Below are 24,784 nucleotides of genomic sequence, written 5' to 3'. Positions count from 1 at the left end.
TCATAGCATTTCTCTGATAATTAGTATTATTATAGTAGATATTACCAGTAATTGTCAACCCAGAACTTTTTTTGCAATTCCTTCCCAGGAGATTTTGCTGACATCTGCAATCTTCCGCTCCTTCGTATGTATGCTCTGAAGTAATGCCTTGGCCAGACGCTCTTCAAATTCTGGCAGAGACTCCGGCACCGGCTCATCGGTATTGCGCATCTGCGGCATCGTTACATATCTTACATCCGCTCCCGGCGCATATTCTCCAAGCCATGCCTGTATACCTGGAAGGTCTGATACTACGACCCGGTCTCCGCAGGCCAGCGCTTCAATCACCGTTAACGGAAGCCCGTCAAAAAAGGACGGCAGAGTAAAAATATCACATTCATTATACACTTTGGCGAGCGCTGGCTGTGCCAGTCTCCCCAGAAAATGGATCTCATATGGACATTCTTCTGCAAGTCTTTGAATCTCCCGGTACTCTGTCTCGTTTCCGGCACTTCCTGCAAGATACACCTGCAATGCCCCTTTCTGCCCATGTGGTGCCTTTTTCCCTAGAAGCGAAAGACTTCGAATCAAGCTCATAACACCTTTTTTCTCCGCAATCTTTCCTGCAAATACAATTCTGGTCACACCATCTTTTGGTTTTTCCCCGGTCACATAGAAGATCTTATTATTATATCCCATCCCCACGATCATCGTCTTCTCAATATCCACCTGATAGATATCTACAACACCATCCTGTTGTGCTGTCTGAGGGACAAAGATCCGATCTAGTTTACGAATCTGTTCTGCTATAAAAGTACGCTCCAGATCCGTCTTCTGCATCTGACGCAGATCTGTATTATGACAGAAACCATAGATCTTTTTATTCGGAAACCATTGCCTTACAAAAGCAGTCAGAAGATACAGGTGATGGCACAGGATCAGATCCGGCTGAAATTGCTCCACAAGCGGTGAGATTACTTCAAAAAAACTCGCACGAAACTGTTCCACCATTTCCGGAGTCATATCACAATACCGGGTACTCTTATAAGGCATCTCATCTGACATTCCTACAATATCATATGGCAGCCGCTCACTGCAGAAATAAACAGGATAAAACTCCACCCCGTCTGGCAGTTCTACCTCATCATCCTGGTAGATACCTGCCACGACTGCCTGCTCATGTCCCTGCAGAGCAAATTCCTTCACAAGCTCTGTCAGATACACGCCGCTTCCTGTGCTATTTGGCTTCTGTGCTGTAATACTTAATATTCTCATGATAACCTCTCATATATCGTAAATTCATATTCCAGATCAAAGTACGTCTGTTCATCACTGGTCTTTGTCATTCTCCACTGAGGATCTTCATCCAGATTCGGGAAAAATGTGTCCGCATCATACGCATGCTCAATCTTTGTCACATATGCTTTGTCACAATATGGAAGTAGCTGACGGTAGATACTCTCACCACCAATGACATAGATATCTTCCGCTGGATATTTCTTTAATTCCTCTAACAGCGCATCGATACTATGAACTATATCCGCTCCATTGACATGATAATTCTTATCCGAAGTCAGTACAATGTTCACTCTCTTTTTCAACGGCTGTCCCCCGGGAAAACTTTCTAACGTCTTTCTTCCCATCACAACTACCTTTCCCGTTGTCGTCTCACGGAAAAACTTCATATCCTGTGGGATACTGACCAACAACTTATTATTCTTTCCAATTGCCCAGTTCTTATCTGCTGCAACTATAATATTCATATACCATCTCTCCTTTTATATCGCAACCGGGATATTCTTAATCTGCTCATGTGTCTGATAATCAATCAATGCCACATCATCCGGCGTAAAATCATAGAAATCCTTAATCTCTGGATTCAGCCAGAACTTTGGTGCCGGCAGCGGTTCTCTGCTGATCAATTCCTCCACCAGAGGAACATGCCGGTCATAGATATGTGCATCTGCAATCACATGAACAAACTCTCCGACCTCCATATCGCACACCTGCGCCAGCATATGCATCAGCACGGAATACTGGCACACATTCCAGTTATTTGCCGCCAGCACATCCTGAGAACGCTGATTGAGAATTCCATTCAATGTAAGCTTTTCACTTCCCGGCTTCTTCGTTACATTAAAGGTCATACTGTAAGCACAGGGATACAGATTCATCTCATGAAGATCCTGATGCACATAGATATTCGTCAGAATTCTCCGGCTGTACGGATTATGCTTCAAATCATAGATTACGCGGTCTATCTGATCAAACATTCCTTCTTTATACTGGTGCTTGACTCCCATCTGATATCCGTAAGCTTTTCCGATGGAACCATCTTCATCTGCCCAGCTGTCCCAGATATGTGGTTTCAGATCATGGATATTGTTAGACTTTCTCTGCCAGATCCACAAAAGCTCATCCGTACAACTCTTGATTCCCGTCTTTCGAAGCGTCAGTGCCGGGAATTCTTTGGACAGATCATACCGGTTGACTACACCAAACTTCTTAATCGTATAGGCAGGCGTACCATCTTCCCATACCGGGCGGACCTTTTCTCCTCTGGTATCCGTTCCGTTGTCGATAATGTCCCTGCACATATCAATAAATACTCTATCTGCATAACTCATGGGTTTTTCCTCCTTATCATAGCATCCACATAAATAGAATGTAATCTTTCCTGAACAGTTTACCATGAAATGCATTTAAAAAAAAGAGGAAAAGCCGAACCATTACGGCTCGGCTATGTTATACAATACTTTATCCAGCATCTTTTCCAATGCTGCGATTTCCTTTTTATTCATTCCCAGTGTAAGCTTCTTATCAATCTTCTTCCGGTCAGCTTCCATTCTCCGCTGAATGTCATAGGCTTTCTCTGTCAGATAGATATTCTTGCAACGCCTGTCTTTATTGCTCGGCACGGAGAGAATGAATCCCTTCTCATCCAGCCGCTGCAATAGTCCGGTTACCGTCGGATTTCTAAGACATAGTGCTTTCTCAATATCCCTTTGAGTCACCTCTTCTTTCCTGCTGTGAAACAAATAATCCAATACGGCACACTGCGATGCAGTAATTCCCAACGTCTTTAATAGTTGATTGAAATCCTTTTCATAAATATTATTGATCTGTTTAAACATAAAGCCTATCGGCATCCGCTCTTTCATCCACGACCCTCTTTACTTTTCTCCTGGCATTCTCCTTAGGATTGAACGGTTCTTTTCAGTCCTACTCTGCTTTCCATCTAATTTTCGTTCATTATATCACAGGCTTTCTTTATTGACAAGCGAAGCGGCACGGACCACATGCTTTGCCAGGACAGAAGTGGTAATACTTCCCACGCCTCTTGGCACAGGACTGATATAAGATGTCTTTGGTTCCACTTCTTCAAAAGCCACATCTCCACACATCTTTCCATCTTCGTCTACATTAATGCCGACATCTGCTACGACAGCACCTTCTCCGACCATATCAGCCGTAATAATCCTGGCCTTTCCAGCTGCTGCAACGAGGATTTCCGCATTACGGCATACTTCTGGCAGATTCACCGTTCTGGTATGGCAGACCGTGATCGTGGCATGCTGTTTCAAGAGCATCATAGAAAGTGGTTTCCCTACGACCATACTTCTTCCCACAACAGTAACTCGCTTTCCTTTAGGGTCGATTTCATAGTAATCCAACATTTCCATAACTGCTTCCGCCGTACATGGTGCGTATCCGGTCTCGTCTCCTGCAAATATTTTTGCAATATTCACCGGACTCATGCAGTCCATATCTTTTTCCGGATGGATCATTGCTTTGATCGGTTCTTCATCCAGCTGCTTTGGCAGCGGACGAAACAGAAGGATACCATGGACAGACGGGTCGTCATTCACTTTCCCGAATTCCTGTTCAAAATCATCCTGAGAAATATCCTCCGGAAGTTCTACGATCCGACACTCAATTCCAATGGCTTCCATACGCTTTTTGGCACCGCGTTCATAAGACAGATCATCCGGACGATTTCCAACTCTTACGATAGTAAGGCAGGGAATCGTTCCTTTTTCTTTCAGCACTTCTACTTTTTCAATCAATGCAGCCTTCATGGCATTTGCCACATCAGCACCTTTCATTAATACACTCATCTTTTTCCTCCTACCGAATCTTCGCGAGCACTCCTGCATAGATTTCTTCCTGCAGCTTCCGTGCTTCTTCAATCATGGCATCCGATTCCTGATTCAACGCTTCCGCCCGTTCACGGTCTTTCATAAGACGGGTATTAATATAGATATTCAGGGATGCACCTTCCAGTGCAGCACGGGCAAACAGAACTGCAACACCCACATCACTGACTGCAATCTTACTGCCTTTCTCTCCCAATATTTTTAAATATCTCATTACTTTGAAAACAGTCTTCATAATCTGGAGCGGGACAATACTAGCCTCGTACAGAGCCTTCTCCATGACTCTTTCTTTTTCTTCTTTCTGCTCTGGAGTATCTTTCGGAAGACCATATGCTTTCGATAATGGTTCGAATGCTTCCGCATCCTGATCGGTCAGATCCACCAATTCTTCCCGAAGTTCTTTCAGACAGCCCCGGATTTCTATGATTTCTTCCTCTACGTCAGCATACTTCTTCTTACCGACCGTCAGATTTGCTACCATCATTCCAAGCGCAGACGCAAATGCTCCCACTGCGGCGGAAGCACCTCCGCCGCCTGGAACAGGTTCGGCAGAGGACAACACTTCCAGGAAGTCTGTTGTTTTCTGTTCCAGCATCATGCCGTTCATTCCTCCTTAAAACAATCCTGAGATCACTCCGTCTGCATCCACATCAATCTTTTCTGCGGATGGTACTTTCGGCAATCCAGGCATCTTCATAATATCACCAGTCAGTGCAACCAAGAATCCCGCACCTGCAGAAGCTGTGATATCACGAATCGTGATTCTGAAGTTTTCCGGTCTTCCCAGTTTCTTCGCGTCATCTGTCAGAGAATATTGATTCTTAGCCATACAGATTGGCAGATTTCCAAGACCAATTGCTTCTAAGTTCTTGATTTCTTTATTAGCCTTTGTTGTATAATCTACTCCATCAGCTCCGTATACTTTTGTTGCAATAGCTTCAATTTTTTCTTTAATAGAAGCATCCACATCATATACATATTCCATGGTGCTCTCACCTTCACAGAGACGAAGCACTTCTTTTGCAAGTTCTTCTCCTCCTTCTCCGCCATGTGCCCATACTTCCGACAATGCAACATTAACACCCAGTTCTTTACATTTTTCACGAACCAGTTCCAATTCAGCCTTTGTATCTGTCGGGAATGCGTTGATTGCAACAACAACAGGAAGATGATATACCTTTGTAATATTTTCAATGTGCTTCAGTAAGTTTGGAATTCCTTTCTCCAATGCTTCCAGATTCTCAGCCTGAAGCTCGGTCTTTGGAACACCGCCATTGTACTTGAGAGCTTTAATCGTTGCAACCAGAACCACAGCATTTGGGCGTATTCCTGACATCCGACATTTGATATCAATGAATTTTTCTGCACCTAGATCTGCGCCAAATCCTGCCTCAGTGATCATATAATCTGCAAGTTTCATTCCCATCTTTGTTGCAATCACACTGTTACATCCATGTGCAATATTTGCAAATGGGCCGCCGTGAATAAATGCAGGAGTTCCTTCCAATGTCTGTACCAGATTCGGCTTCAACGCATCTTTTAACAGTGCTGCTACAGCGCCTTCTGCGTGAAGATCTCCGGCCGTTACCGGTTTTCCGGTTCTGGAATATGCTACGATAATCTTAGATACACGTTCTTTCAGATCCAAAATATCGTTTGCCAGACAGAATACAGCCATAATCTCTGAAGCAACTGTAATGTCAAATCCATCCTGACGTGTCACTCCATCTGCCTTTCCACCCAATCCATCTACAATACTTCGAAGCTGACGGTCATTCATATCCACACAACGTCTCCAGGTCACTTTGTTCGTATCAATATCCAGTGCATTTCCCTGATGGATATGATTATCCAGCATAGCAGCAATCAGATTGTTTGCTGCACCAATGGCATGAAGATCTCCAGTAAAATGCAGGTTAATGTCTTCCATTGGAACAACCTGTGCATAGCCACCACCTGCTGCTCCGCCTTTTACTCCAAATACAGGTCCAAGAGATGGTTCACGAAGTGCTACCATTGTCTTCTTACCCAGACGGTTCATGGCATCTGCCAGACCGATGGTTGTAGTAGTCTTGCCTTCTCCGGCCGGTGTCGGGTTAATCGCCGTTACCAGAATCACTTTAGAATCCGGGCGGCTCTCTAATTCATCTTTATAATAACGATAATCGATCTTTGCTTTGTATTTTCCATAATTTTCTACATATTTATCTGGAATTCCAAGAGAATCGGCAACTTCGTTAATCACTTTCATTTCCGCTTCCTGAGCGATCTCAATGTCACTTTTAAAACCCATATTACATACCAACCTTTCTTTTTAATTATACATTTTATCTTTTCTTTTTCGGCATTACATGTATTGCTTCCCCGACAGCATCCTCCAATGCCTCTGCTACGCCCTCATTATAAGTAGGATGTGCACGCATTCCTTTTAATAGCTGCTGCGCTGTCAGACGATTCACGACTGCAGTTACCAGTTCACCGATCATATCCGTTGCTCTTGCACACATCATCTGCGCTCCGATCACCACATCTGTATCTGCTTCTACAATGACCTTCACAAATCCTCGTTCTTCCTTGGTAATCAGAGATTTTCCATTGGCACTCATAATGAATTTTCCAGTCTTTACAGCAATGCCCTGCTCTTTGGCTTCATCTTCTGTCACACCGACAGATGCAATCTCCGGATCTGTATATACACAGCCCGGAACCGTATGAACATCAATGGATGACTCTTTCCCGGCAATCCGTTCTGCGACATATACACCCTGTGCACTTGCCAGATGGGCCAGCTGCATCCCCTTTACAAGATCTCCGATTGCATAGACACCTTCCATACTGGTACGGAATTCATCGTCTACGACTACACGTCCGCGTTCCATATCAAGTTCTACGTCGTCCCCGAACAGACCGTCCGTATTCGGGTATCTTCCAACTGCACACAACACATATTGTGCAGAAACTCTTACTTCTTTTTCTTTCTCTATAAACACACAGGTATATTGTCCATCCTCTTCCTGTTCTACACGCTGTACCGCTGCTGATGTATGAATATCAATTCCTCGTTTCTTCAAAATCATCTTCAGATTCTGAGAGATCTCTTTATCCATATTAGGAATTAACCTTGGCATCGCTTCCACAATGGTAACCTTACAGCCAAGATTCGCATATACACTGGCAAATTCCACGCTGATAACTCCGCCGCCGATAATCACAAGACTTTCCGGTCTCTCTTCTAATTGGAATAACTCATCACTGGTCAATACTCCCGGAAGATCAAGTCCTGGAATTGGAAGAATCAATGGCTTAGAGCCAGCGGCCAGGATTACATTTTCAGCTTCATAGCTCTCTTCGCCTTCTTCTCCTGCCACTCTAACTACTTTTCCTTTTTCCAGTGTTCCCTTTCCAGAGAGGAGCGTCACAGCGTTCGCCTTCAAAAGCTGTTCGATTCCCTGACATAATTTATCCGTTGTCTCTTCCTTATAAGCCACAATCTTGCCATAGTCATAAGATACATCCGACGCCGCAACTCCAAACCGGCCTCCTTCTTGCATTTCCTTGTAAACAGAAGAAGCATGGATCATCGCTTTTGCAGGAATACAACCTCTGTTCAGGCATGTTCCTCCCACTCTTCTATTCTCCACAATTGCTGTGCGAAGCCCTGATTTTGCGGCTTTGATCGCAGCTACATAGCCGCCCGGTCCTGCACCGATTACAATAACATCAAATTTCTCTCCCATAGCTTCCTTCTCCTTTACAAATCGATAGACAGAATCCAGTCTGCAATGTCTTTCATCATCTGCTCTTCATCTTCATCCTCAGAACTATATTGCTTAAGTTCCTCGCAAATAGCATTCTTTTCGTAACGAATTCCTCTCAAATAGCAACTTAGATCAGCAATCAGATCCGGCTTCATGGAATCAGAATATACATTCAGATCTTCTACGATTCCATTTTTTACTTTCATCTGTAATGTTACCTGCCCCCACGGAAAACGATTGGACAATTCGTACTGGAAATCCAGTTTCTTTCCAAAAATCCAGTCCCAGGAAGCAAATCTTTCCGTCCTTTTTTCAATTTCCTGTGCATCAAGATCCTCAACTCTTAGAATCTTAGCCTTTAACCCATAAACTTCCTCAAATGCTTCCAAAAGCTTCTGTTTCAACAGTTCCACCGTTGCATCCGGTGCATACTCTGTCAGATTTGCGACTCTTGCACGAACAGAATCCACACCTTTTGACTGAAGCTTATCTTTTGACACCGTCAGATATCTGGACAACTCTCCCAGATTAACATGAACCATCAGTGTTCCATGATGATAGCAGCAGTCTCCCTGCTCATAAAAAGCATTTCCTGAAAACTTATGCCCATCGATCAGAATATCATTACGTCCTGATTTTTCTGCATGGATTCCAAGCTTTTTCACTGCTTCAAGAATAACATTAAGCTGTTTATCTACATTATAGTTTTCTTTTCTGACAAGGAAAGTGAAGTTCAGATTACCAAGATCATGGTAGACAGCACCGCCGCCGGAAAGCCGACGCACCGGAAAGCCGTTTTCTTCTTCCAGTTTACTTACCAGACACTCTTTCCATGCGTTCTGATTTCGTCCGATTACAACCGTATTTCTGTTCTGCCAGAGATACAAAATACATTCCTCTTTATCACAATGGAGGAGCAGATACTCCTCCACCGCAAGATTCTGATAGGGGTATGTATTAGCCGTTTCAATGTAAGTTATTTTATCTATCATTTTGATACCTCTTCCAGAATGTAATTCTATTTTGAAAAATCATACCGAAGTACTGGATGCCTTGCTGCACCTACTTCATCCAGTCTTGTCACCGGCGTTGAGACAGGTGCCTGATGAAGCTGCTGCGCGTCTTCTTTGGCAAGCTCATATAATCGTCTGAATACACGGATCGCTTCATCCAGTGTTTCTTTGGATTCTGTTTCTGTCGGTTCCACCATCAAAGCCTCATCTACGATTAATGGGAAGTACATTGTCGGCGGATGAATGCCATTATCAAGAAGTCCCTTGGCAATATCCATTGCAGATACTCCTGTAGCTTTCTTAAGATCAGAAAGGCTCATAACAAACTCATGCATACATACTTCGTCATATGCCATCGTATAGATGTCCTTTAACTTATTCATCATATAATTTGCATTCAGGACAGCATTCTGGCTGGCTTGTGGGATTCCTTCTCTTCCAAGCGTCATGACATAAGTAAGCGCTCTGACTGCTACAAGGAAGTTACCATAGAAGCTCTTCATCTCACCGATACTGTGCTCTGCTTTCCCAAACTGTAGCTCTTCTGTACCTTCCACAAGTACAGACGGAAGGAACTGTGCCAGATGTTCTTTACAACCGACCGGTCCACTTCCCGGACCTCCTCCTCCATGAGGCGTTGAGAATGTTTTATGAAGATTCAGATGGATCACATCAAATCCCATATCACCTGGTCGTACCGTTCCCATAACGGCATTTAAATTCGCACCGTCATAATAGCACTGACCGCCACATTCATGAATGATCTTCGTAATCTCAAGAATATTTTTATCAAACAGTCCAACCGTATTTGGATTGGTAAGCATCAGACCTGCAACATCATCTCCGGCTGCCTCGCGCAGTTTCTCAAGATCCACGCATCCATCCGGTCCTGATGGAATACTGACAACGGAGAACCCTGCCATTACCGCACTTGCCGGATTGGTTCCATGAGCAGAATCAGGAACAATAATTTTGGTTCGTTTCTGATCTCCTCTGCTTTGATGATATGCTTTAATAAGGAGAAGTCCGGTAAACTCACCGTGGGCTCCTGCTGCCGGCTGTAATGTCATCTGACTCATGCCCGTAATCTCACACAGATATGACTCCAGTGTCTTCATAACTTCCATACATCCCTGTACCGTATGTGCCGGCTGAAGCGGATGAATCTCTGTAAATCCTGGCAATGCAGCCATATCCTCGTTGATCTTCGGATTATATTTCATGGTACAGGAACCAAGTGGATAGAATCCATCATTCACTCCATGACATTTCTTTGCAAGTTCTGTGTAGTGTCTGCTAATCTCATTTTCAGAAAGTTCCGGCAAATGTAATGCAAGTTCTCTCTGGTCTTTTTCCTCCGGCAAGACTACTTCTACATCACACTCTGGAAACAGACTCAGTCCTCTTCCTTCTTTTCCTTTCTCAAATATTAACATCCATTACACCTCCTTTATGATGGCAACTGCTCTGTCAATGTCTTCTTTACTGTTCATCTCAGTACAGCACCACAAAATTCTATGTTCATCCAGTGGATATCCTCCGAGGATTCCTTTTTGTTCCAGTACATTCAATACCTTTTCAGACGGAACATCTGATACGGTCACAAACTCATGGAAATATTCGCCTTTGTTCTCAATCTGATAACCGGCTTTCTCCAATTCTTTTGCCATGTAATGAGCCTTGGAAGTACATTGTGTTGCAACATTTTTCAATCCTTCACCGCCTACAGACGCCAGATATACTCCAACCGCCAGCGCACACAGTGCCTGATTAGAACAGATATTGCTGGATGCTTTTTCTCTGCGGATATGCTGTTCTCTTGCCTGTAGAGTCAGTACATATCCAACTTTTCCATTATGATCCGTTGTCTGTCCTACGATTCTTCCCGGAAGCTTTCTTGTCATGCCAGATACACACGCCATAAATCCAACATACGGGCCGCCAAATGCAAGCGGAAGTCCCAGAGGCTGTCCCTCTCCGACTGCCACATCTGCTCCATATTCTTTTGGTGTCTTGATGATTCCAAGAGAGATTGGATTCACACCCATGATATATTTTGCTCCTGCTTCATGTACAATCTCACCGATAGCCTGTGCGTCTTCCAGACTTCCATAGTAGTTTGGATGCTGAATATATACACAGGCCGTAGTGTCATCGATCAGTTCACAAAGTGCATCTACATCTGTAAGACCATCCTTCGAAGGGATCATAACCAGATCCATACCATTTCCAAAGCAATAGGTCTTCACTGTTTCTAATACCTTCGGATCTGTAGTCTCAGAAATAAGTGCTTTCTTTCTCTTTCTTTCCCGACACATTGCAATTCCTTCTGCCGCTGCAGTTGCGCCGTCATAGACAGATGCGTTCGAAGTATCCATTCCTGTAAGTTCACAGATCATCGTCTGATATTCGAAGATAGACTGCAGGATTCCCTGACTGATCTCTGCCTGATATGGCGTATATGCCGTCAACAGATTTTCCTTTGATATCACGCTTTTTACAACCGATGGTATAAAATGTCTGTATGCTCCTGCGCCACGGAAAATCACAGGAAATACTTTATTTTTCTCTGCCATCTGCGTTACTTTTTTACGGACTTCCAGTTCAGACATTCCTTCCGGAATCTTAAGTCCACCTTTTACTTTTACTTCATCTGGAATATGCCCAAACAATTCTTCCATAGATCCAAAGCCAATCTCCGCAAGCATCTCTTTCTGTTCCTGCTTTGTACCCGGAATATAATTTCCCATAAAGCGTCACCGCCTTTCCTTAATCTGTTCTATTATGCCTGTTCACTCTCTACAAATGCCTTGTATTCTTCTGCAGATAAGAGTTCTTCCTTTTCTGTAATATCTTTCACTTTTACAAACCATGCTTCATATGGTGCCTCATTAATCTTTTCTGGAGCATCCATGAGTTCTTCGTTAATCTCACATACAGTTCCGGAAACCGGTGCATACACATCAGATACTGCTTTAACAGATTCAACATCTGAAAATGCTTCGCCTATAGAGATCTCGTCTCCCTCTTCCGGAAGATTGACAAATACCAAGTCTCCAAGTTCAGACTGTGCATAGTCTGTAAGACCAATCACAGCAACATCTCCTTCTTCCTTTACCCATTCGTGTGACTTTGAATACAATAATCCTTCTCTTAATTCCATCGTTTTATCTCCTTTTTTCTTTATATTGGCTTTTTATTTATTATTTACTTCTTTTATAGAATGGAAGTGCCACCACTTCTGCTTCTACTTTTCGGCCTCTTACTTCGACCTCTACCTTATCACCCAATTCTGCACTGCCTTCTGCAACCAGTGCCATTGCGATTGGATATCCAAGATATGGACAGTGCGTTCCGGAAGTAGTAAGACCAATCTTTTCTCCATCTTTAAATACTTCCTGATGCTCTCTGATAATTCCACGTCCGGTTACTTTCAGGCCGATACGTGTTCTCTGAGGTGCTTCCTTCTCTTCTAATGCCGCTTTCCCGATAAAGTCATCTTTCTTCATCTTTACTGCAAAACCAAGTCCTGTCTCTAATGGAGATACTGTATCGTCCATCTCATGACCATAGAGAGGCATTGCTGCTTCCATGCGAAGGGTATCTCTTGCTCCCAGTCCACATGGAATCAAACCGTCTTCTTTTCCGGCTTCCAGAAGAGCATCCCACATTTTCTCAGCATTGCTGCTGTCAAGATAAAGCTCTACTCCATCTTCTCCTGTGTATCCAGTCTTAGAAATAATACAAGGAATTCCGGCAACTTCTGTATCAAACACAGCATGATAATACTTCTTTGGAATATTCTCTTCCGCCGTAAGCTTTTTTAAGATCTCCATTGCTTTTGGTCCCTGCAATGCCAGCTGTGCATACTGCTCTGACACATCAGTAAATATCACTTCTCCAAACTGGTGATCCAACATCCACTGATAATCCTTATCTTTATTTGCTGCATTTACTACGATAAAGTAATGGTTATCTGATTTCTTATATACAATCAGATCATCCACTGTACCGCCATTCTCATTGCACATCGGGCTATATCTTGCCTGACCGTCTACCATATTGTCAAAATTGTTCGTCAGAATCATCTGAAGATTCTGGAGTGCATCTTTTCCTTCACACAGCACTTCACCCATGTGAGATACATCAAATAATCCGGCTTGTGTGCGGACAGCCATATGTTCTTTGATCACTCCGGTTCCATACTGTACCGGCAGTAAATATCCGCCAAATGGTACGATCTTTCCTCCGGCTTTCACATGTGCATCATATAATGGGGTTTTCAATTCCATTTTTGCTCCTCCTTCTTTAACAGCCTTCTTCTGTCAAACAAGAGAAAAAGGACTGCATGATCCATCTGGATCACACAGTCCCCTGTCGTTTGTCCTTCAGAGTATTGTCCGGATTCGATTCCTTTTGCCTGAGAGTTTCAATTTCCCTCTTGCCCCTTCGGCGTTCTGATAACAAGAACCAGAATCTCTCTCGAATCCATCAGCCAACTTCTTGTTTTTTATTTTTCCTCATTATATCTGTCGTTTTTTTCTTTGTCAACGCGCTTTTTTGTGTGTATTTTGCAACAATCCAGTTATAATATTCACAATTTTGTTGCTTTTTTCACGTTTTTGGAAACAATCCCCATAAACTCTGGGTTTTCAACAAGTCTCTCTGATGGTTGATTATTTACTTTTTCAATGAATGCATTATAATTTTTTATATTCCATCTTCACGAAATCTCTTCAATTCACGAACAGAATATCCGATTGCAACAATTGCCGCAGCTCCATCTGCAATCGGTCCCGCATACATTACTCCATCAATTCCCATAAAGAGCGGGAAGATCAGAATCAACGGAAGCAGGAAGATAATCTGCCTCGTCAGTGATACTACAATCCCCAGTTTCGCCTTCCCGATGGACGTAAAGAATCCGGAAGACATGGGCTGAATTCCATTGATAAATGTCATGAACATAAAGATGCGGAAATATCTTTCTGCAAACCGGAAGTATTCTTCACTTCCGGTACCAAATATGCTGACCAGCTGCCGCGGAAAGAGCTGAAAGCATAAAAAGAAAATGATGCCTATTGTCAAAGATATCTGAAATGCTTTCTTGTAAGTCTGTTTTACCCGGTCATACTGTCCTGCTCCATAATTAAATCCCCAGATTGGCTGACATCCCTGAGAGATTCCGATACAGATGGCCATAAAGACCATATTTACCTTTGAAATAACTCCTACACAGGCAAGTGGAATATCGGTTCCATACATAGACTCTGCGCCATAATACCGCAAAGTATTATTCATCACGATCTGAACAATCGCCATAGCAATCTGATTAATGCAGGACGCCATTCCCAGGGAGACAATGGCTCTCAGGTACTTCCCTTTTGGACGGAGCATTGACCAATTTAATTCTAATTTTCGAAACCGTAGGAAATACACGATTACCAGAATCCCTGATATAATCTGGCCAATAATAGTGGCCCAGGCTGCTCCTTTAATTCCCCAGTGAAATCCAAAGATAAACAGAGGATCCAATATCGTATTGATAATTGCCCCAGTCAACATGCATGCCATGGAATAAGTCGGACTTCTGTCTGCCCGGATCAGATGATTGCCACCTGTTGTCAGAATCAGAAACGGGATTCCAAACGCTGTAATTCCTGTATAATCCTGTGCATATGGCAATACATCCGGTGTCACTCCGAATAACTGTAGAAGAGGATCCAAAAAAAATAATACAACCACGGCAATGATCACACCGCAGATAACCAGCATTGCAAGGCCAGTCCCGACAATCTTGCTTGCTTCTTCTGATTCACCGGCTCCTGACTTTAGATTAAAATTAGATGCGCTTCCGATCCCCAACAAAAGAGCCGTTGCCGTACAGATAATAGAAATCGGAAATGCAATATTAGTGGCCGCATTTCCCAGCATTCCAACTCCCTGTCCGATAAAGATCTGGTCCACGATATTATATAGGGAACTCACCAGCATACTGATGATGGCGGGGATTGCAAATTTTGCAATTAATTTGTCAATACGCTCTGTTGCCAGCGGATTCATTATATTTCTTCTTTCATTCATAATTCCTAGTATTCCCTGATCACACTGCTGATTTCACGAGTAGTCTCCATATCTTTGAGATGCTCCAGAGCATCCTCCATATGATATTCCTTTACTGCTTCTGTCACGATAACCAGTTCAGCGACCCCGTCCGTAATGATTTTCTGGATTACTTTCGAGATACTGACCTGATGCACGCCAAATACACTGGCGATTGCTGCCAGAACCCCCGGTTTATTATCCACCTGCATGCGCAGGAAAAACTTATTCTTTACCTCACGAAATTCCTTCACCTTAGTCTCACGGTAACAAGTACAGCTGATTCTTCCGGTGCAGTGATACTGAATATCTCTCACCACATCAATGACATCTCCCATAATGGCACTGGCCGTTGGAAATTCTCCGGCACCACGTCCGTAGAACATGACATCATCCACTGCATCTCCATGTACGAATACTGCATTGAAGGAATCTCTTACTGATGCAAGAGGATGCTCCTGAGGAATCATCATCGGATGTACAGATACCTCAATACCATCTTCTGTATTATGTGCAACCCCCAGTAACTTGATCACATTGCCAAATTCCTTTGCATAATTGATATCCCTTGCAGAGATCTTCGTAATCCCTTCCGTATATACATCGGAAAATGTCACTCTGGAATGGAACGCGATGGAAGCCATAATCGCAACTTTTCTTCCTGCATCCAGTCCCTCGATATCTGCAGTCGGATCTGCCTCTGCATAACCAAGTTCCGTCGCTTTTTCCAGTGCTTCATCAAAATCCATTCCTTCTTCAAACATCTTTGTCAGGATATAATTGGTCGTTCCATTGACAATTCCGATCACTTCATCCATCTCATTTGCAGCCAGACACTGCTTCAATGGACGAATGATCGGGATACCTCCGGCCACCGCTGCTTCAAAAAGGAAATCCACGCCATTATTCTCTGCCGCATCCAGAAGTTCTCTTCCATACTCTGCGACCAGATCTTTGTTCGCCGTCACCACATTCTTTCCGGAATTTAATGCCTCCAGAATCATCGTCTTCGCAGGTTCAATTCCACCCATCACCTCAATGACAATGGAAATCTCATCATTATTAATGATATCTTCCCATCGATCCGTCAAAAGAGATGTATCCACACCGTCTCTTACTTTATTCAGATTATGAACCAAAATACCTGCTATTTCCAGACGGGCACCTGTTTTCTTGACCATCTCTTCTTTCTGGCGCTCTATAATCTTATAAACTCCGCTGCCAACTGTACCGAGTCCCAGTAAGCCTATTTTAATTGTCTGCTGTTCGTTCATCTCTCCACTTCCTTTATCTGTTTTCACTTTCATACTGTACCAGTATACCATAATATATATTATTTTTTCAAATTTTAGATTTTCGAAATTTTTTCAATATTTTTGAAAAAAGGTGTTGACAGATAAACATTCTTGTAGTATATTATTTATTGTTCTGAGGAACACAAAACATAAAAAATGCGACAGTGGCTCAGTTGGTAGAGTACGACCTTGCCAAGGTCGGGGTCGCGGGTTCGAACCCCGTCTGTCGCTCTAAAAAAACTTGAAATTCTAACGAATTTCAAGTTTTTTTGTTATTTGAAAAAGGTATAAACTCTTTTTAGAGATTAAGATGGGAGGTTGTGATCCTCCCATCTTTATATGAAAATACAACATTTCTATTCCGTTTCCACAATCTGAAGGCCCAGTTCATCCAACTGCTCCTGTGCAACTGTTGTCGGGGCCTCTGTCATCAGATCAGATGCGTCCTTTACCTTCGGGAATGCAATGACATCACGGATGCTGTCCTGCTTAGCCATCAGCATGACCAGTCTGTCAAGACCATAAGCCAGCCCTGCATGTGGCGGAACACCGTATTTGAACGCAGTTAACAGGAAGCCAAACTGCTCCTGAGCCTGCTCCGGTGTAAATCCAAGCACTTCGAACATCTTGCTCTGAATCTCAGGATTGAAGATTCTAACACTTCCACCGCCGATCTCATTTCCATTCAGGGTAATATCATAAGCTTTTGCACGTACACGTCCCGGATCAGTGTCAATGTATGGAAGGTCTTCTTCCATCGGCATTGTAAATGGGTGGTGCATTGCCGTATAGCGATTCTGTTCTTCGTTCCACTCTAACAATGGGAACTCTGTGATCCACAGGAATTTGTACTCATTCTTGTCTAACAGATCCATCTGACGTGCAAGCTCCAGACGAAGAGCACCAAGGACATCCCATACGACTTTATTTTTATCTGCCGCAAAGAGTAATAAATCTCCATTTTCTCCGTCCATAGCATTGATCAGAGCTGTCATCTCTTCTTCTTTCATGAATTTGGCAAAAGATGATTTGACTGTTCCATCTGACTGAATTGCAATATAAGCAAGTCCTTTTGCGCCATAATCCTTCGCAAAGGATACCAGTTTATCAATCTTCTTACGCGGCATCTCGCCTTGTCCTTTAGCGTTAATACCACGGACTGTTCCGCCATTTTCAATAGCACCTTTGAATACAACAAATTCACAGTCCTTTACCACCTCTGTGACGTTGGTAAGTTCCATGCCAAAGCGGACGTCCGGCTTATCAGAACCATAGCGGTCCATCGCTTCCTGCCAAGTCATTCGTGGAATCGGAAGAGATACTTCTATCCCAAGTACTTCTTTGAACAACTTTGCAAGCAGTCTTTCATTGACATCGATAACATCATCCACATCCACAAAAGACAGCTCCATATCAATCTGCGTAAATTCCGGCTGGCGGTCTGCACGTAAGTCCTCATCACGGAAACACTTTGCCAGCTGGAAGTAACGGTCATATCCAGAACACATCAGCAGCTGCTTAAAAAGCTGCGGTGACTGTGGCAGCGCATAAAAATGTCCCTGATGTACACGGCTTGGCACCAGATAATCTCTGGCTCCTTCCGGAGTACTTCCGATCAGTACCGGGGTCTCGATCTCTAAGAAGCCTTCATCTGCCAGGAACTGACGAGTCAGTGTTGCAACTTTACTTCTCATCATTAAGTTGCGCTGAAGATCCGGCCTTCTCAAATCCAGATATCTGTATTTCAGACGTACTTCTTCTTTTGTCTTGGAATTCTCTTCAATTGGGAACGGCGGCGTCTCAGACTCCGAAAGAATCCGAAGCTCTTCCGGAATGATCTCAATCTCTCCGGTTGCCAGGTTCTCATTTACTGCACCGGAACGTTTTTCTACTTTACCAACAACAGCTACAACGAACTCAGCACGAAGCTTTGCTGCTTTTTCGATCAGCGCAGCTTCTGCCTTTCCTTCTTCGAATACCACCTGAATAATTCCAGAACGGTCTCTTACATCTACAAATACCAGCCCGCCTTTGTTACGGTTCTTCTGTACCCATCCCATAATAGTGACTGTCTCACCAATATTGGCGCTGGATAATTCTCCACATCTATGGGTTCTCTTTAACCCTTGCATTGACTCTGCCATAGTCTTTATCTCCTTTTTCATCCTTCAGGATATATTTATATATTTTCCACGGAATCAGCATAACAGTCGATGATCTCTTCATAACCGTCTGCCGTCAGCTGTTCTTTCTGGAATTTCTTATTCTTCTTCATGTTCACGATCAGCACCTGTCTGCCTGCTTCTCTGTCTGCTTTTGCAAGTGATAATACCTTTAACAAGCCTTCTTTTGGCATATTTTTCTCCAGAAGATAAGCCTTCTTACTTCCTTTTTTCGGAACTTCATATCCATTTTCCAGAAGCAGCATAACGATTCTCTCAAATCCAATCGAGAAACCACAGGCCGGTGTATCCTGACCGGTGAATTTACCGATCATCTTATCATACCGTCCTCCGCCTGCAACAGAACCTCCGAAGTCGTCCATCGTTACTTCAAAAATAGTACCGGTATAATAGGATTGGCCTCTTACCAGGGTCGGGTCGAACTTGATGTTAAATTCACATTCTTTTGCAGCTTCTACACTTGAGATGATCATTTCCATGCCGTCTGCTGTCTGATCAGAAAGATCATCCCCTAACTTCTCCTTCAGATAACGGATTCCTTCCACATTTGGAGCCACTTCATCAAAAAGCTGAAGATAGGTCTCTACATTTTCCTTCGTATATCCCATCTCTTGAAGCTCTGCAGCTACTCCTTCTGCACCAATCTTATCCATCTTATCCAGAATAATGAAAACCTCATCGTAATCTTCTTCTTTAAATCCACTGTATGCAGCCATTGCTTTTAAGATATTTCGGTCATTGATACATACCGTAAAATTATGGAAATTCAATTTGCCAAGCATCGCTGTTGTCGCCAGAATCAACTCGATTTCTGCAAGATTGCCCGGCTCTCCCAAAATATCTATATCACATTGCATAAACTGACGAAAACGTCCTTTTTGCGGACGGTCTGCTCTCCATACGTTGCCAATCTGTAAGGCTTTGAATGGAGCCGGCAGCTCGTTCGAATGGTTGGCATAATATCTTGCAAGAGGCACCGTCAGGTCATAACGCAGTCCGCCATCTACCAGATCATTCTCCTCTTCTGCCTCATCAATCTTCAGCTTCTCGCCGCGCTTCAGAATCTTAAAAATCAACTTTTCATTATCTCCGCCCTGCTTACTGCACAGGTTTTCAATATGCTCCACGCATGGAGTCTCCATAGAGGTAAACCCATAGGTCTTATAAGTATCCTTGATCAGCTGAATCACATAATCACGGATCTCCATCTCTTTGGGAAGCATGTCTTTCATCCCGGTGACCGGTTTCTTCTTTAATGCCATAACCATTCTCCTTTTCGCTCTATCATCTCGTCGATACGTTCAATGTAAGCATCGATCGCTTTCACATTCTCTACCCTTATCAGTCGGGTCATCTTCTTCTTTTTGCTGCCCGGGACCAGAATCGCCTCCGGTAATACAATCTTCGTCGATGCACCTGCACCTGCAGCAATTATGGATTGTTTTTCCTCCATAATAAGTATATTGTATATTCCGGCTTTGTCAACCTTTGCATAACCAACATTTTCGAAATTTCCTGCAATATTCTTCTGCCGGTACAGATAATATGGCACCAGATCCATTCGTTTTGCTGCCTCCGAAGCTTCTAAGATCATACCAGAAAGTGTCCGGGATATCTTCTGTGTATCCTGTTCCAGATCTTTTAATTCCATCTTGGCCGCACGTTTGATCGCAAGTGAATGGACGGTCAGGCTGTCTGGGGCAAGGCGTTCAATCTGCCTCAGAGTATCTTGCATATCTTCCATATCTTCTCCCGGCAGTCCGGCAATAATGTCCATATTAATATTGTCGAAGCCAATTTCCCTTGCCAGGTGATATGCTTCTATAATCTCTTCTACACTGTGCTTTCTGCCGATCGCTTCCAGCGTCTTTTGCTGCATACTCTGCGGATTAATTGAGATACGGGTAATTCCATGTTTTTTAATCACTTCTAATTTTTCGCGAGTAATACTATCCGGTCTTCCGGCTTCTACCGTATATTCCAGCAGATATTCTCTGGGAAAATATTCTTCGATACAATCAAGTAAACGATCCATCTGTGAAGCACTCAGCGTTGTTGGCGTTCCACCACCTATGTAAATACTATTCAGCTTTTTGCCTGCCGATCTTTTTCCAATAAAACAAAGCTCTTTGCACAGTGCCTGCAGATAATCTTCTACCCGGTGTTCCCACTCTGCCAATGCACCAGAACTGAAAGAACAATAGGTACAGACAGACGGACAAAATGGAATCCCTACATAAAGGCTATATCCATCTTGATAGTCCAGTCTTTGCAACAGTTCTCTCTCCCTCTCTGCAATCTTCCAAGACAATTCTGCCTTCTGGCGGCTTACTTTACAATCATCCATGAACCATGGTACAAAAGTCTCCTGATTCCAGCCTTCTTCCAGTTTATTCATTGCTATCTTCGTAGGGCGCACTCCAGTCAGAATTCCCCATGCAAGTGTATGTCCCGTTACATCTGCCAATTTTTGATAAATAAAGGTATCGATCCGATATTTCACTTCTTTTTCCGATAGTTCTTCTGATATATAATCTGCATCCACAACAATCATACTACCATCCTGAAGCAATACCGTTACATAATTAGAGGCTTTTTCCTCCACCTGACTGACAACATCTTCAGACGGATAAAAAGCCTTTATCATATGATACACATTATAAATATACGCTTCACTTCTACATATAATCTGAATCATTCCAATACTCCAATCTATATATATGGATTATATTTTCTTTCATGACCAATCGTTGTCTCTCCCATATGTCCCGGATATACATGTGTATCATCTGGAAGGAGCATCAACTTTTCGCGAATAGATCGAATCAGATCCGAAGTACTGCTATTCTGAAAATCTGTACGTCCCACTGAATTCTGGAACAACGTATCTCCACTGAACAATACGCCTTCTGATTCCACATAATAACAACATCCACCTCTGGTATGCCCCGGAGTATGAATTACCTGAAAATCATATCCCGCATACGTAAGCACCTGATTATCTTTCATATAATTTGCTCCAGAAAATGTGTAACCGGATGTATAGGTGGATGACAGATTCAACTCTGGCTGATTCATCACATCCTCATCGTCTTCATGAACATACACTGGAACATCATATTCGGCCAGGAATCCATCAATTCCCATCATATGGTCAAAATGTCCATGAGTCAAAAGAATCGCTTCAATCTTAAGCCCTTCTGATCTGATATGTTTCATCAGATAGGACGGACTGGCAGCCGGATCAATTACAACTGCCTGTCGTGTCTCTTCATTGATTGCCAAATAACAATTAGTGCTAATAATTCCTGTAACAAATCTCTCAACTTTCATCTTATGATTAACCTGTCGCCCTTTCAATATCAATAATTCCTTCTATCTGACGGAGTTTCTTCACGACTCTTTCCAATTCTTCTCTGCTGTGCACGATAAAGCCGGTTTCAATCGTTGCAGTTCCCTGCTTACTGGTCCGTACATTCAAGGACTTCACATCTACATTATTCTCTGTAAAGATTTTGGACATCTCCATCAACAGTCCTTGTCTGTCACGGGCATACATCTTGATATCTGCCAGATACTGTCCTCCATCTTTCTCTGCTACATCACTTTCCCATTCTGCATCAATCAATCTGGCACGCTCTGCTTCTGTCAGATGAATCATATTGACACAATCTGTTCGATGAATGGAAAGTCCTCTTCCTCGTGTGACAAATCCTACGATTTCATCTCCCGGCACCGGATTACAGCATCTGGAGAAACGCACAGCCACATCATCAATTCCTTTGACGACAATTCCGCTCTTAGACTTGGCAATATGGACCTTATTTTTTGCTGCCTCAGCAACTTTTTCCATAACAACCTCATCCGTGAGCTCTTGCTTATGCTCTTTACTGTATTCTTCTACCAGTCGATTAACGACCTGACCTTCTTTTAACCCCCCATGACCAATTGCAGCCAAAACAGAGTCCCAATCCTTAAAACCATATTTTTTCTGCACAATCTCTTGATATCTTGGATTGAGAATATTGCTCGGATTGATCGTTTTCGCCTTACAGTAGGCCGCAATCATTTCTTTTCCCTTTATAATATTACTTTCTTTGAATTCCTTTTTGAACCATTGATTAATTTTATTTTTTGCTTGTGTACTCTTAACAACATTCAGCCAGTCACGGCTTGGTCCTTTAGAATTCTGAGAAGTCAGTATCTCTATTCTGTCTCCGTTCTGTATCTTGTAATCAATATTTACAAGCTTACCGTTCACTCTGGCGCCAACCATCTTATTGCCGACAGCACTATGAATCGCGTATGCGAAATCAATCGGTGTAGAACCATTCGGCAAGTTCTTCACATCTCCCTGTGGAGTGAAACAATAGACATCTTCTGCAAACAGATCCAGGTCACCTTTGATCAGATTCATGAATTCCCGATTATCCGACATATCGCGCTGCCATTCCAGAATCTGTCTGAGCCAGCTTAGTTTTTCTTCTTCCTGCGCCTCAACACTCTTCTTACCATCATTAGATTCCTTATATTTCCAGTGGGCCGCAATACCATATTCAGCGGTCTTATGCATTTCTTCCGTACGAATCTGAATCTCAAAAGGCTGACCGACCGAACTCATTAATGTTGTATGCAAAGACTGATACATATTCGGCTTCGGCATCGCAATATAGTCTTTAAAGCGTCCTGGAATCGGCGTATACATCTCATGGATCACACCCAGGGCTGCATAACAATCCTTTACAGACTCAACAATAATACGGACTGCGAACAGATCATAGATCTGATCCACCGTTTTATCCTGATTCACCATTTTTTTATAGATGCTGAAGAAATGCTTTACCCTGCCATTTACTTCCGCCTTAATATTAGCATTCTTCATATGTTCAGATACTTCATCAACAATCTGCTGAACGAACTCTTCTCGTTCTGTCTTTCTGGCATTAATCTGCTTTACGAGATCAAAAAACACCTCTGGTTGGGAATATTTCAGTGCCAGATCATCCAATTCTGTCTTTATCTTAGATATACCAAGACGCTGGGCAATAGGCGCATAGATATCCATCGTCTCTTTGGCTTTCTCTTTCTGCTTTTCAGGCTTCATGAATTGCAATGTCCGCATATTATGAAGACGGTCGGCCAGTTTAATAATAATGACACGAATATCCTTTGCCATAGCAAGGAACATCTTGCGCAGATTTTCAGCTTGTACATCCAGTTTATCAGAAGAATAAGACAAACGTCCTAACTTTGTGACACCATCCACCAAAAGCGCTACTTCATCTCCGAATTCTCTTCTGATATCTTCTTCACTAACATCCGTATCTTCCACCACATCATGAAGCATTCCTGATGCAATCGTCTCTTTATCCATCTCCAGATCTGCCAGAATAATAGCGACCCAAAGTGGATGTACGATATAAGGTTCTCCCGACTTACGTCGCTGACTGCCATGTGCCTTAGATGCCAGACGGTAAGCCTTCTCAATCATTGAGACATCTGTTGACGGGTGATACTTACGGATACGGGCAATTAACATGTCATACAAACGATCCGGATCTTCGTAATCGCCTGGTGCTTTTACCGCATGACCATCAACAATCTCAAGCCCTTTCGCATTATCCCCCATAACAGATTCTGTCGCGATTCGACCATCGATAGCCTCATAGGTTGTTGTCTTTGACATATTAACGCCTCCTTCCTGTCTTATATTTTTCGTTCGTATTATTTTCCTGGATATGCAATTACAGATTCAACATCATATCCTTTTAATCTTTCCCGGCCTTTTAGACCCTTTAATTCCATCAAAAATACCGTTTTGACAACTTCTCCGCCAAGACCTTCCACCAACTTTACCATAGCCTCATTGGTACCGCCTGTCGCAATCAAATCATCAATGATGACTACTTTCTGTCCTGGCTTGATTGCATCGCGATGCATCTCAAGTTCCGCCGTGCCATATTCCAGGTCATATCTGATTGAAACCGTCTCACATGGAAGTTTTCCCTTTTTTCGAATCGGAATAAATGGTTTATGCAGATTATATGCAATCGGCACTCCGAAAATAAATCCTCTGGATTCAGGCCCAACAATCACGTCAAACTCTACATCCTTCAACTTCTCCTGCATAAGATCTATCGCAAGATGAAGCCCGTCAGCATCCTGAAGCACACTGGTCACATCTCTAAATATAATTCCCGGTTCTGGAAAATCCGGAATACTTCTTACGTACTCTTCAATCGGTTTCATAACAATCTCTCCATTCTATTAAAATACAATCCTAAGTATAGCATTAGT

General features: G+C 43.0%; 21 protein-coding genes, 1 tRNA gene, 1 riboswitch and 1 other annotated feature (1 of these 24 cut by a window edge). Of the genes, 1 reads left to right on the top strand and 21 read right to left on the bottom strand.

Going from position 1 to position 24,784, the window contains the following annotated elements; all coding sequences use genetic code 11:
• Window positions 1-13: a binding site (T-box leader), on the bottom strand (it extends 253 nt beyond the left edge of the window).
• A gap of 41 nt (window positions 14-54) precedes the next feature.
• From JQM81_RS03005 to JQM81_RS02935, 15 genes are all read right to left on the bottom strand, one after another.
• Complete coding sequence (locus JQM81_RS03005) at window positions 55-1,254, bottom strand: glycosyltransferase family 4 protein (protein ID WP_235232050.1); 1,200 nt, start codon at window positions 1,252-1,254, stop codon at window positions 55-57.
• Window positions 1,251-1,742, bottom strand: a complete 492-nt coding sequence (locus tag JQM81_RS03000) for a dihydrofolate reductase (protein ID WP_235232049.1) — start codon at window positions 1,740-1,742, stop codon at window positions 1,251-1,253. Before JQM81_RS03000 ends, JQM81_RS03005 begins: the two co-directional genes overlap by 4 nt.
• 15 nt (window positions 1,743-1,757) lie before the next feature.
• Entirely contained in the window at window positions 1,758-2,606 is an 849-nt protein-coding gene (gene thyA, locus JQM81_RS02995) for a thymidylate synthase (protein ID WP_235232048.1), read from the bottom strand.
• 102 nt (window positions 2,607-2,708) lie between these two features.
• A complete protein-coding gene (locus tag JQM81_RS02990; RefSeq protein ID WP_235232047.1) occupies window positions 2,709-3,140 on the bottom strand; it encodes a MarR family winged helix-turn-helix transcriptional regulator in 432 nt (143 codons plus the stop codon).
• 96 nt (window positions 3,141-3,236) lie between these two features.
• Window positions 3,237-4,097 (bottom strand): bifunctional 5,10-methylenetetrahydrofolate dehydrogenase/5,10-methenyltetrahydrofolate cyclohydrolase, encoded by an 861-nt coding sequence (locus JQM81_RS02985; protein ID WP_235232046.1) that lies wholly within the window; start codon window positions 4,095-4,097, stop codon window positions 3,237-3,239.
• Between the two features lie 10 nt (window positions 4,098-4,107).
• Complete coding sequence (locus tag JQM81_RS02980; protein ID WP_235232045.1) at window positions 4,108-4,734, bottom strand: cyclodeaminase/cyclohydrolase family protein; 627 nt, start codon at window positions 4,732-4,734, stop codon at window positions 4,108-4,110.
• 15 nt (window positions 4,735-4,749) lie between these two features.
• Window positions 4,750-6,429 (bottom strand): formate--tetrahydrofolate ligase, encoded by a 1,680-nt coding sequence (locus JQM81_RS02975; protein WP_235232044.1) that lies wholly within the window; start codon window positions 6,427-6,429, stop codon window positions 4,750-4,752.
• Between the two features lie 34 nt (window positions 6,430-6,463).
• Window positions 6,464-7,873: a dihydrolipoyl dehydrogenase gene (lpdA, locus tag JQM81_RS02970; protein WP_235232043.1), complete on the bottom strand. Its 1,410-nt coding sequence runs from the start codon at window positions 7,871-7,873 to the stop codon at window positions 6,464-6,466.
• Window positions 7,874-7,887: 14 nt separating this feature from the next.
• On the bottom strand, window positions 7,888-8,886 hold the full coding sequence (locus tag JQM81_RS02965) for a lipoate--protein ligase (protein WP_235232042.1): 999 nt from the start codon (window positions 8,884-8,886) through the stop codon (window positions 7,888-7,890).
• A gap of 26 nt (window positions 8,887-8,912) precedes the next feature.
• A complete protein-coding gene (gene gcvPB, locus JQM81_RS02960; RefSeq protein WP_235232041.1) occupies window positions 8,913-10,343 on the bottom strand; it encodes an aminomethyl-transferring glycine dehydrogenase subunit GcvPB in 1,431 nt (476 codons plus the stop codon).
• A 3-nt stretch (window positions 10,344-10,346) separates the two neighbouring features.
• On the bottom strand, window positions 10,347-11,657 hold the full coding sequence (gene gcvPA, locus JQM81_RS02955) for an aminomethyl-transferring glycine dehydrogenase subunit GcvPA (RefSeq protein ID WP_235232040.1): 1,311 nt from the start codon (window positions 11,655-11,657) through the stop codon (window positions 10,347-10,349).
• Window positions 11,658-11,689: 32 nt separating this feature from the next.
• Entirely contained in the window at window positions 11,690-12,070 is a 381-nt protein-coding gene (gcvH, locus tag JQM81_RS02950; RefSeq protein WP_235232039.1) for a glycine cleavage system protein GcvH, read from the bottom strand.
• 40 nt (window positions 12,071-12,110) lie between these two features.
• Window positions 12,111-13,199, bottom strand: a complete 1,089-nt coding sequence (gene gcvT / locus JQM81_RS02945; protein ID WP_235232038.1) for a glycine cleavage system aminomethyltransferase GcvT — start codon at window positions 13,197-13,199, stop codon at window positions 12,111-12,113.
• Between the two features lie 105 nt (window positions 13,200-13,304).
• Window positions 13,305-13,402: riboswitch (glycine riboswitch) on the bottom strand.
• A 215-nt stretch (window positions 13,403-13,617) separates the two neighbouring features.
• Window positions 13,618-14,991 carry an MATE family efflux transporter gene (locus tag JQM81_RS02940; RefSeq protein ID WP_235232037.1) on the bottom strand — a complete coding sequence of 458 codons (1,374 nt, stop codon included), beginning with the start codon at window positions 14,989-14,991 and terminating at the stop codon, window positions 13,618-13,620.
• A gap of 5 nt (window positions 14,992-14,996) precedes the next feature.
• Entirely contained in the window at window positions 14,997-16,283 is a 1,287-nt protein-coding gene (locus tag JQM81_RS02935) for a homoserine dehydrogenase (protein WP_235232036.1), read from the bottom strand.
• Window positions 16,284-16,462: 179 nt separating this feature from the next.
• Here JQM81_RS02935 and JQM81_RS02930 point away from each other — a divergent pair.
• Window positions 16,463-16,535 (top strand) — tRNA-Gly (locus tag JQM81_RS02930).
• Window positions 16,536-16,660: 125 nt separating this feature from the next.
• On the opposite strand, the gene aspS is transcribed toward JQM81_RS02930, so the two are convergent.
• From aspS to JQM81_RS02900, 6 genes are read right to left on the bottom strand one after another with little or no spacing between them, the layout of a single operon-like run.
• Complete coding sequence (gene aspS, locus JQM81_RS02925; RefSeq protein WP_235232035.1) at window positions 16,661-18,448, bottom strand: aspartate--tRNA ligase; 1,788 nt, start codon at window positions 18,446-18,448, stop codon at window positions 16,661-16,663.
• 35 nt (window positions 18,449-18,483) lie between these two features.
• Complete coding sequence (gene hisS, locus JQM81_RS02920) at window positions 18,484-19,755, bottom strand: histidine--tRNA ligase (RefSeq protein WP_235232034.1); 1,272 nt, start codon at window positions 19,753-19,755, stop codon at window positions 18,484-18,486.
• A complete protein-coding gene (hemZ, locus tag JQM81_RS02915; protein ID WP_235232033.1) occupies window positions 19,740-21,185 on the bottom strand; it encodes a coproporphyrinogen dehydrogenase HemZ in 1,446 nt (481 codons plus the stop codon). Before hemZ ends, hisS begins: the two co-directional genes overlap by 16 nt.
• Window positions 21,186-21,199: 14 nt before the next feature.
• Window positions 21,200-21,820, bottom strand: a complete 621-nt coding sequence (locus tag JQM81_RS02910; protein WP_235232032.1) for an MBL fold metallo-hydrolase — start codon at window positions 21,818-21,820, stop codon at window positions 21,200-21,202.
• Between the two features lie 7 nt (window positions 21,821-21,827).
• Entirely contained in the window at window positions 21,828-24,173 is a 2,346-nt protein-coding gene (locus JQM81_RS02905) for a RelA/SpoT family protein (RefSeq protein WP_235232031.1), read from the bottom strand.
• 38 nt (window positions 24,174-24,211) lie between these two features.
• A complete protein-coding gene (locus JQM81_RS02900; protein WP_235232030.1) occupies window positions 24,212-24,736 on the bottom strand; it encodes an adenine phosphoribosyltransferase in 525 nt (174 codons plus the stop codon).
• Window positions 24,737-24,784: the final 48 nt, after the last annotated feature.

It is taken from the genome of Faecalicatena contorta (genome assembly GCF_021531895.1).
Taxonomy (GTDB): Bacteria; Bacillota; Clostridia; order Lachnospirales; family Lachnospiraceae; genus JAFBIX01.
Note: the sequence above shows the minus strand (reverse complement) of the source record. Positions and strands in the feature narration are given on the sequence as shown.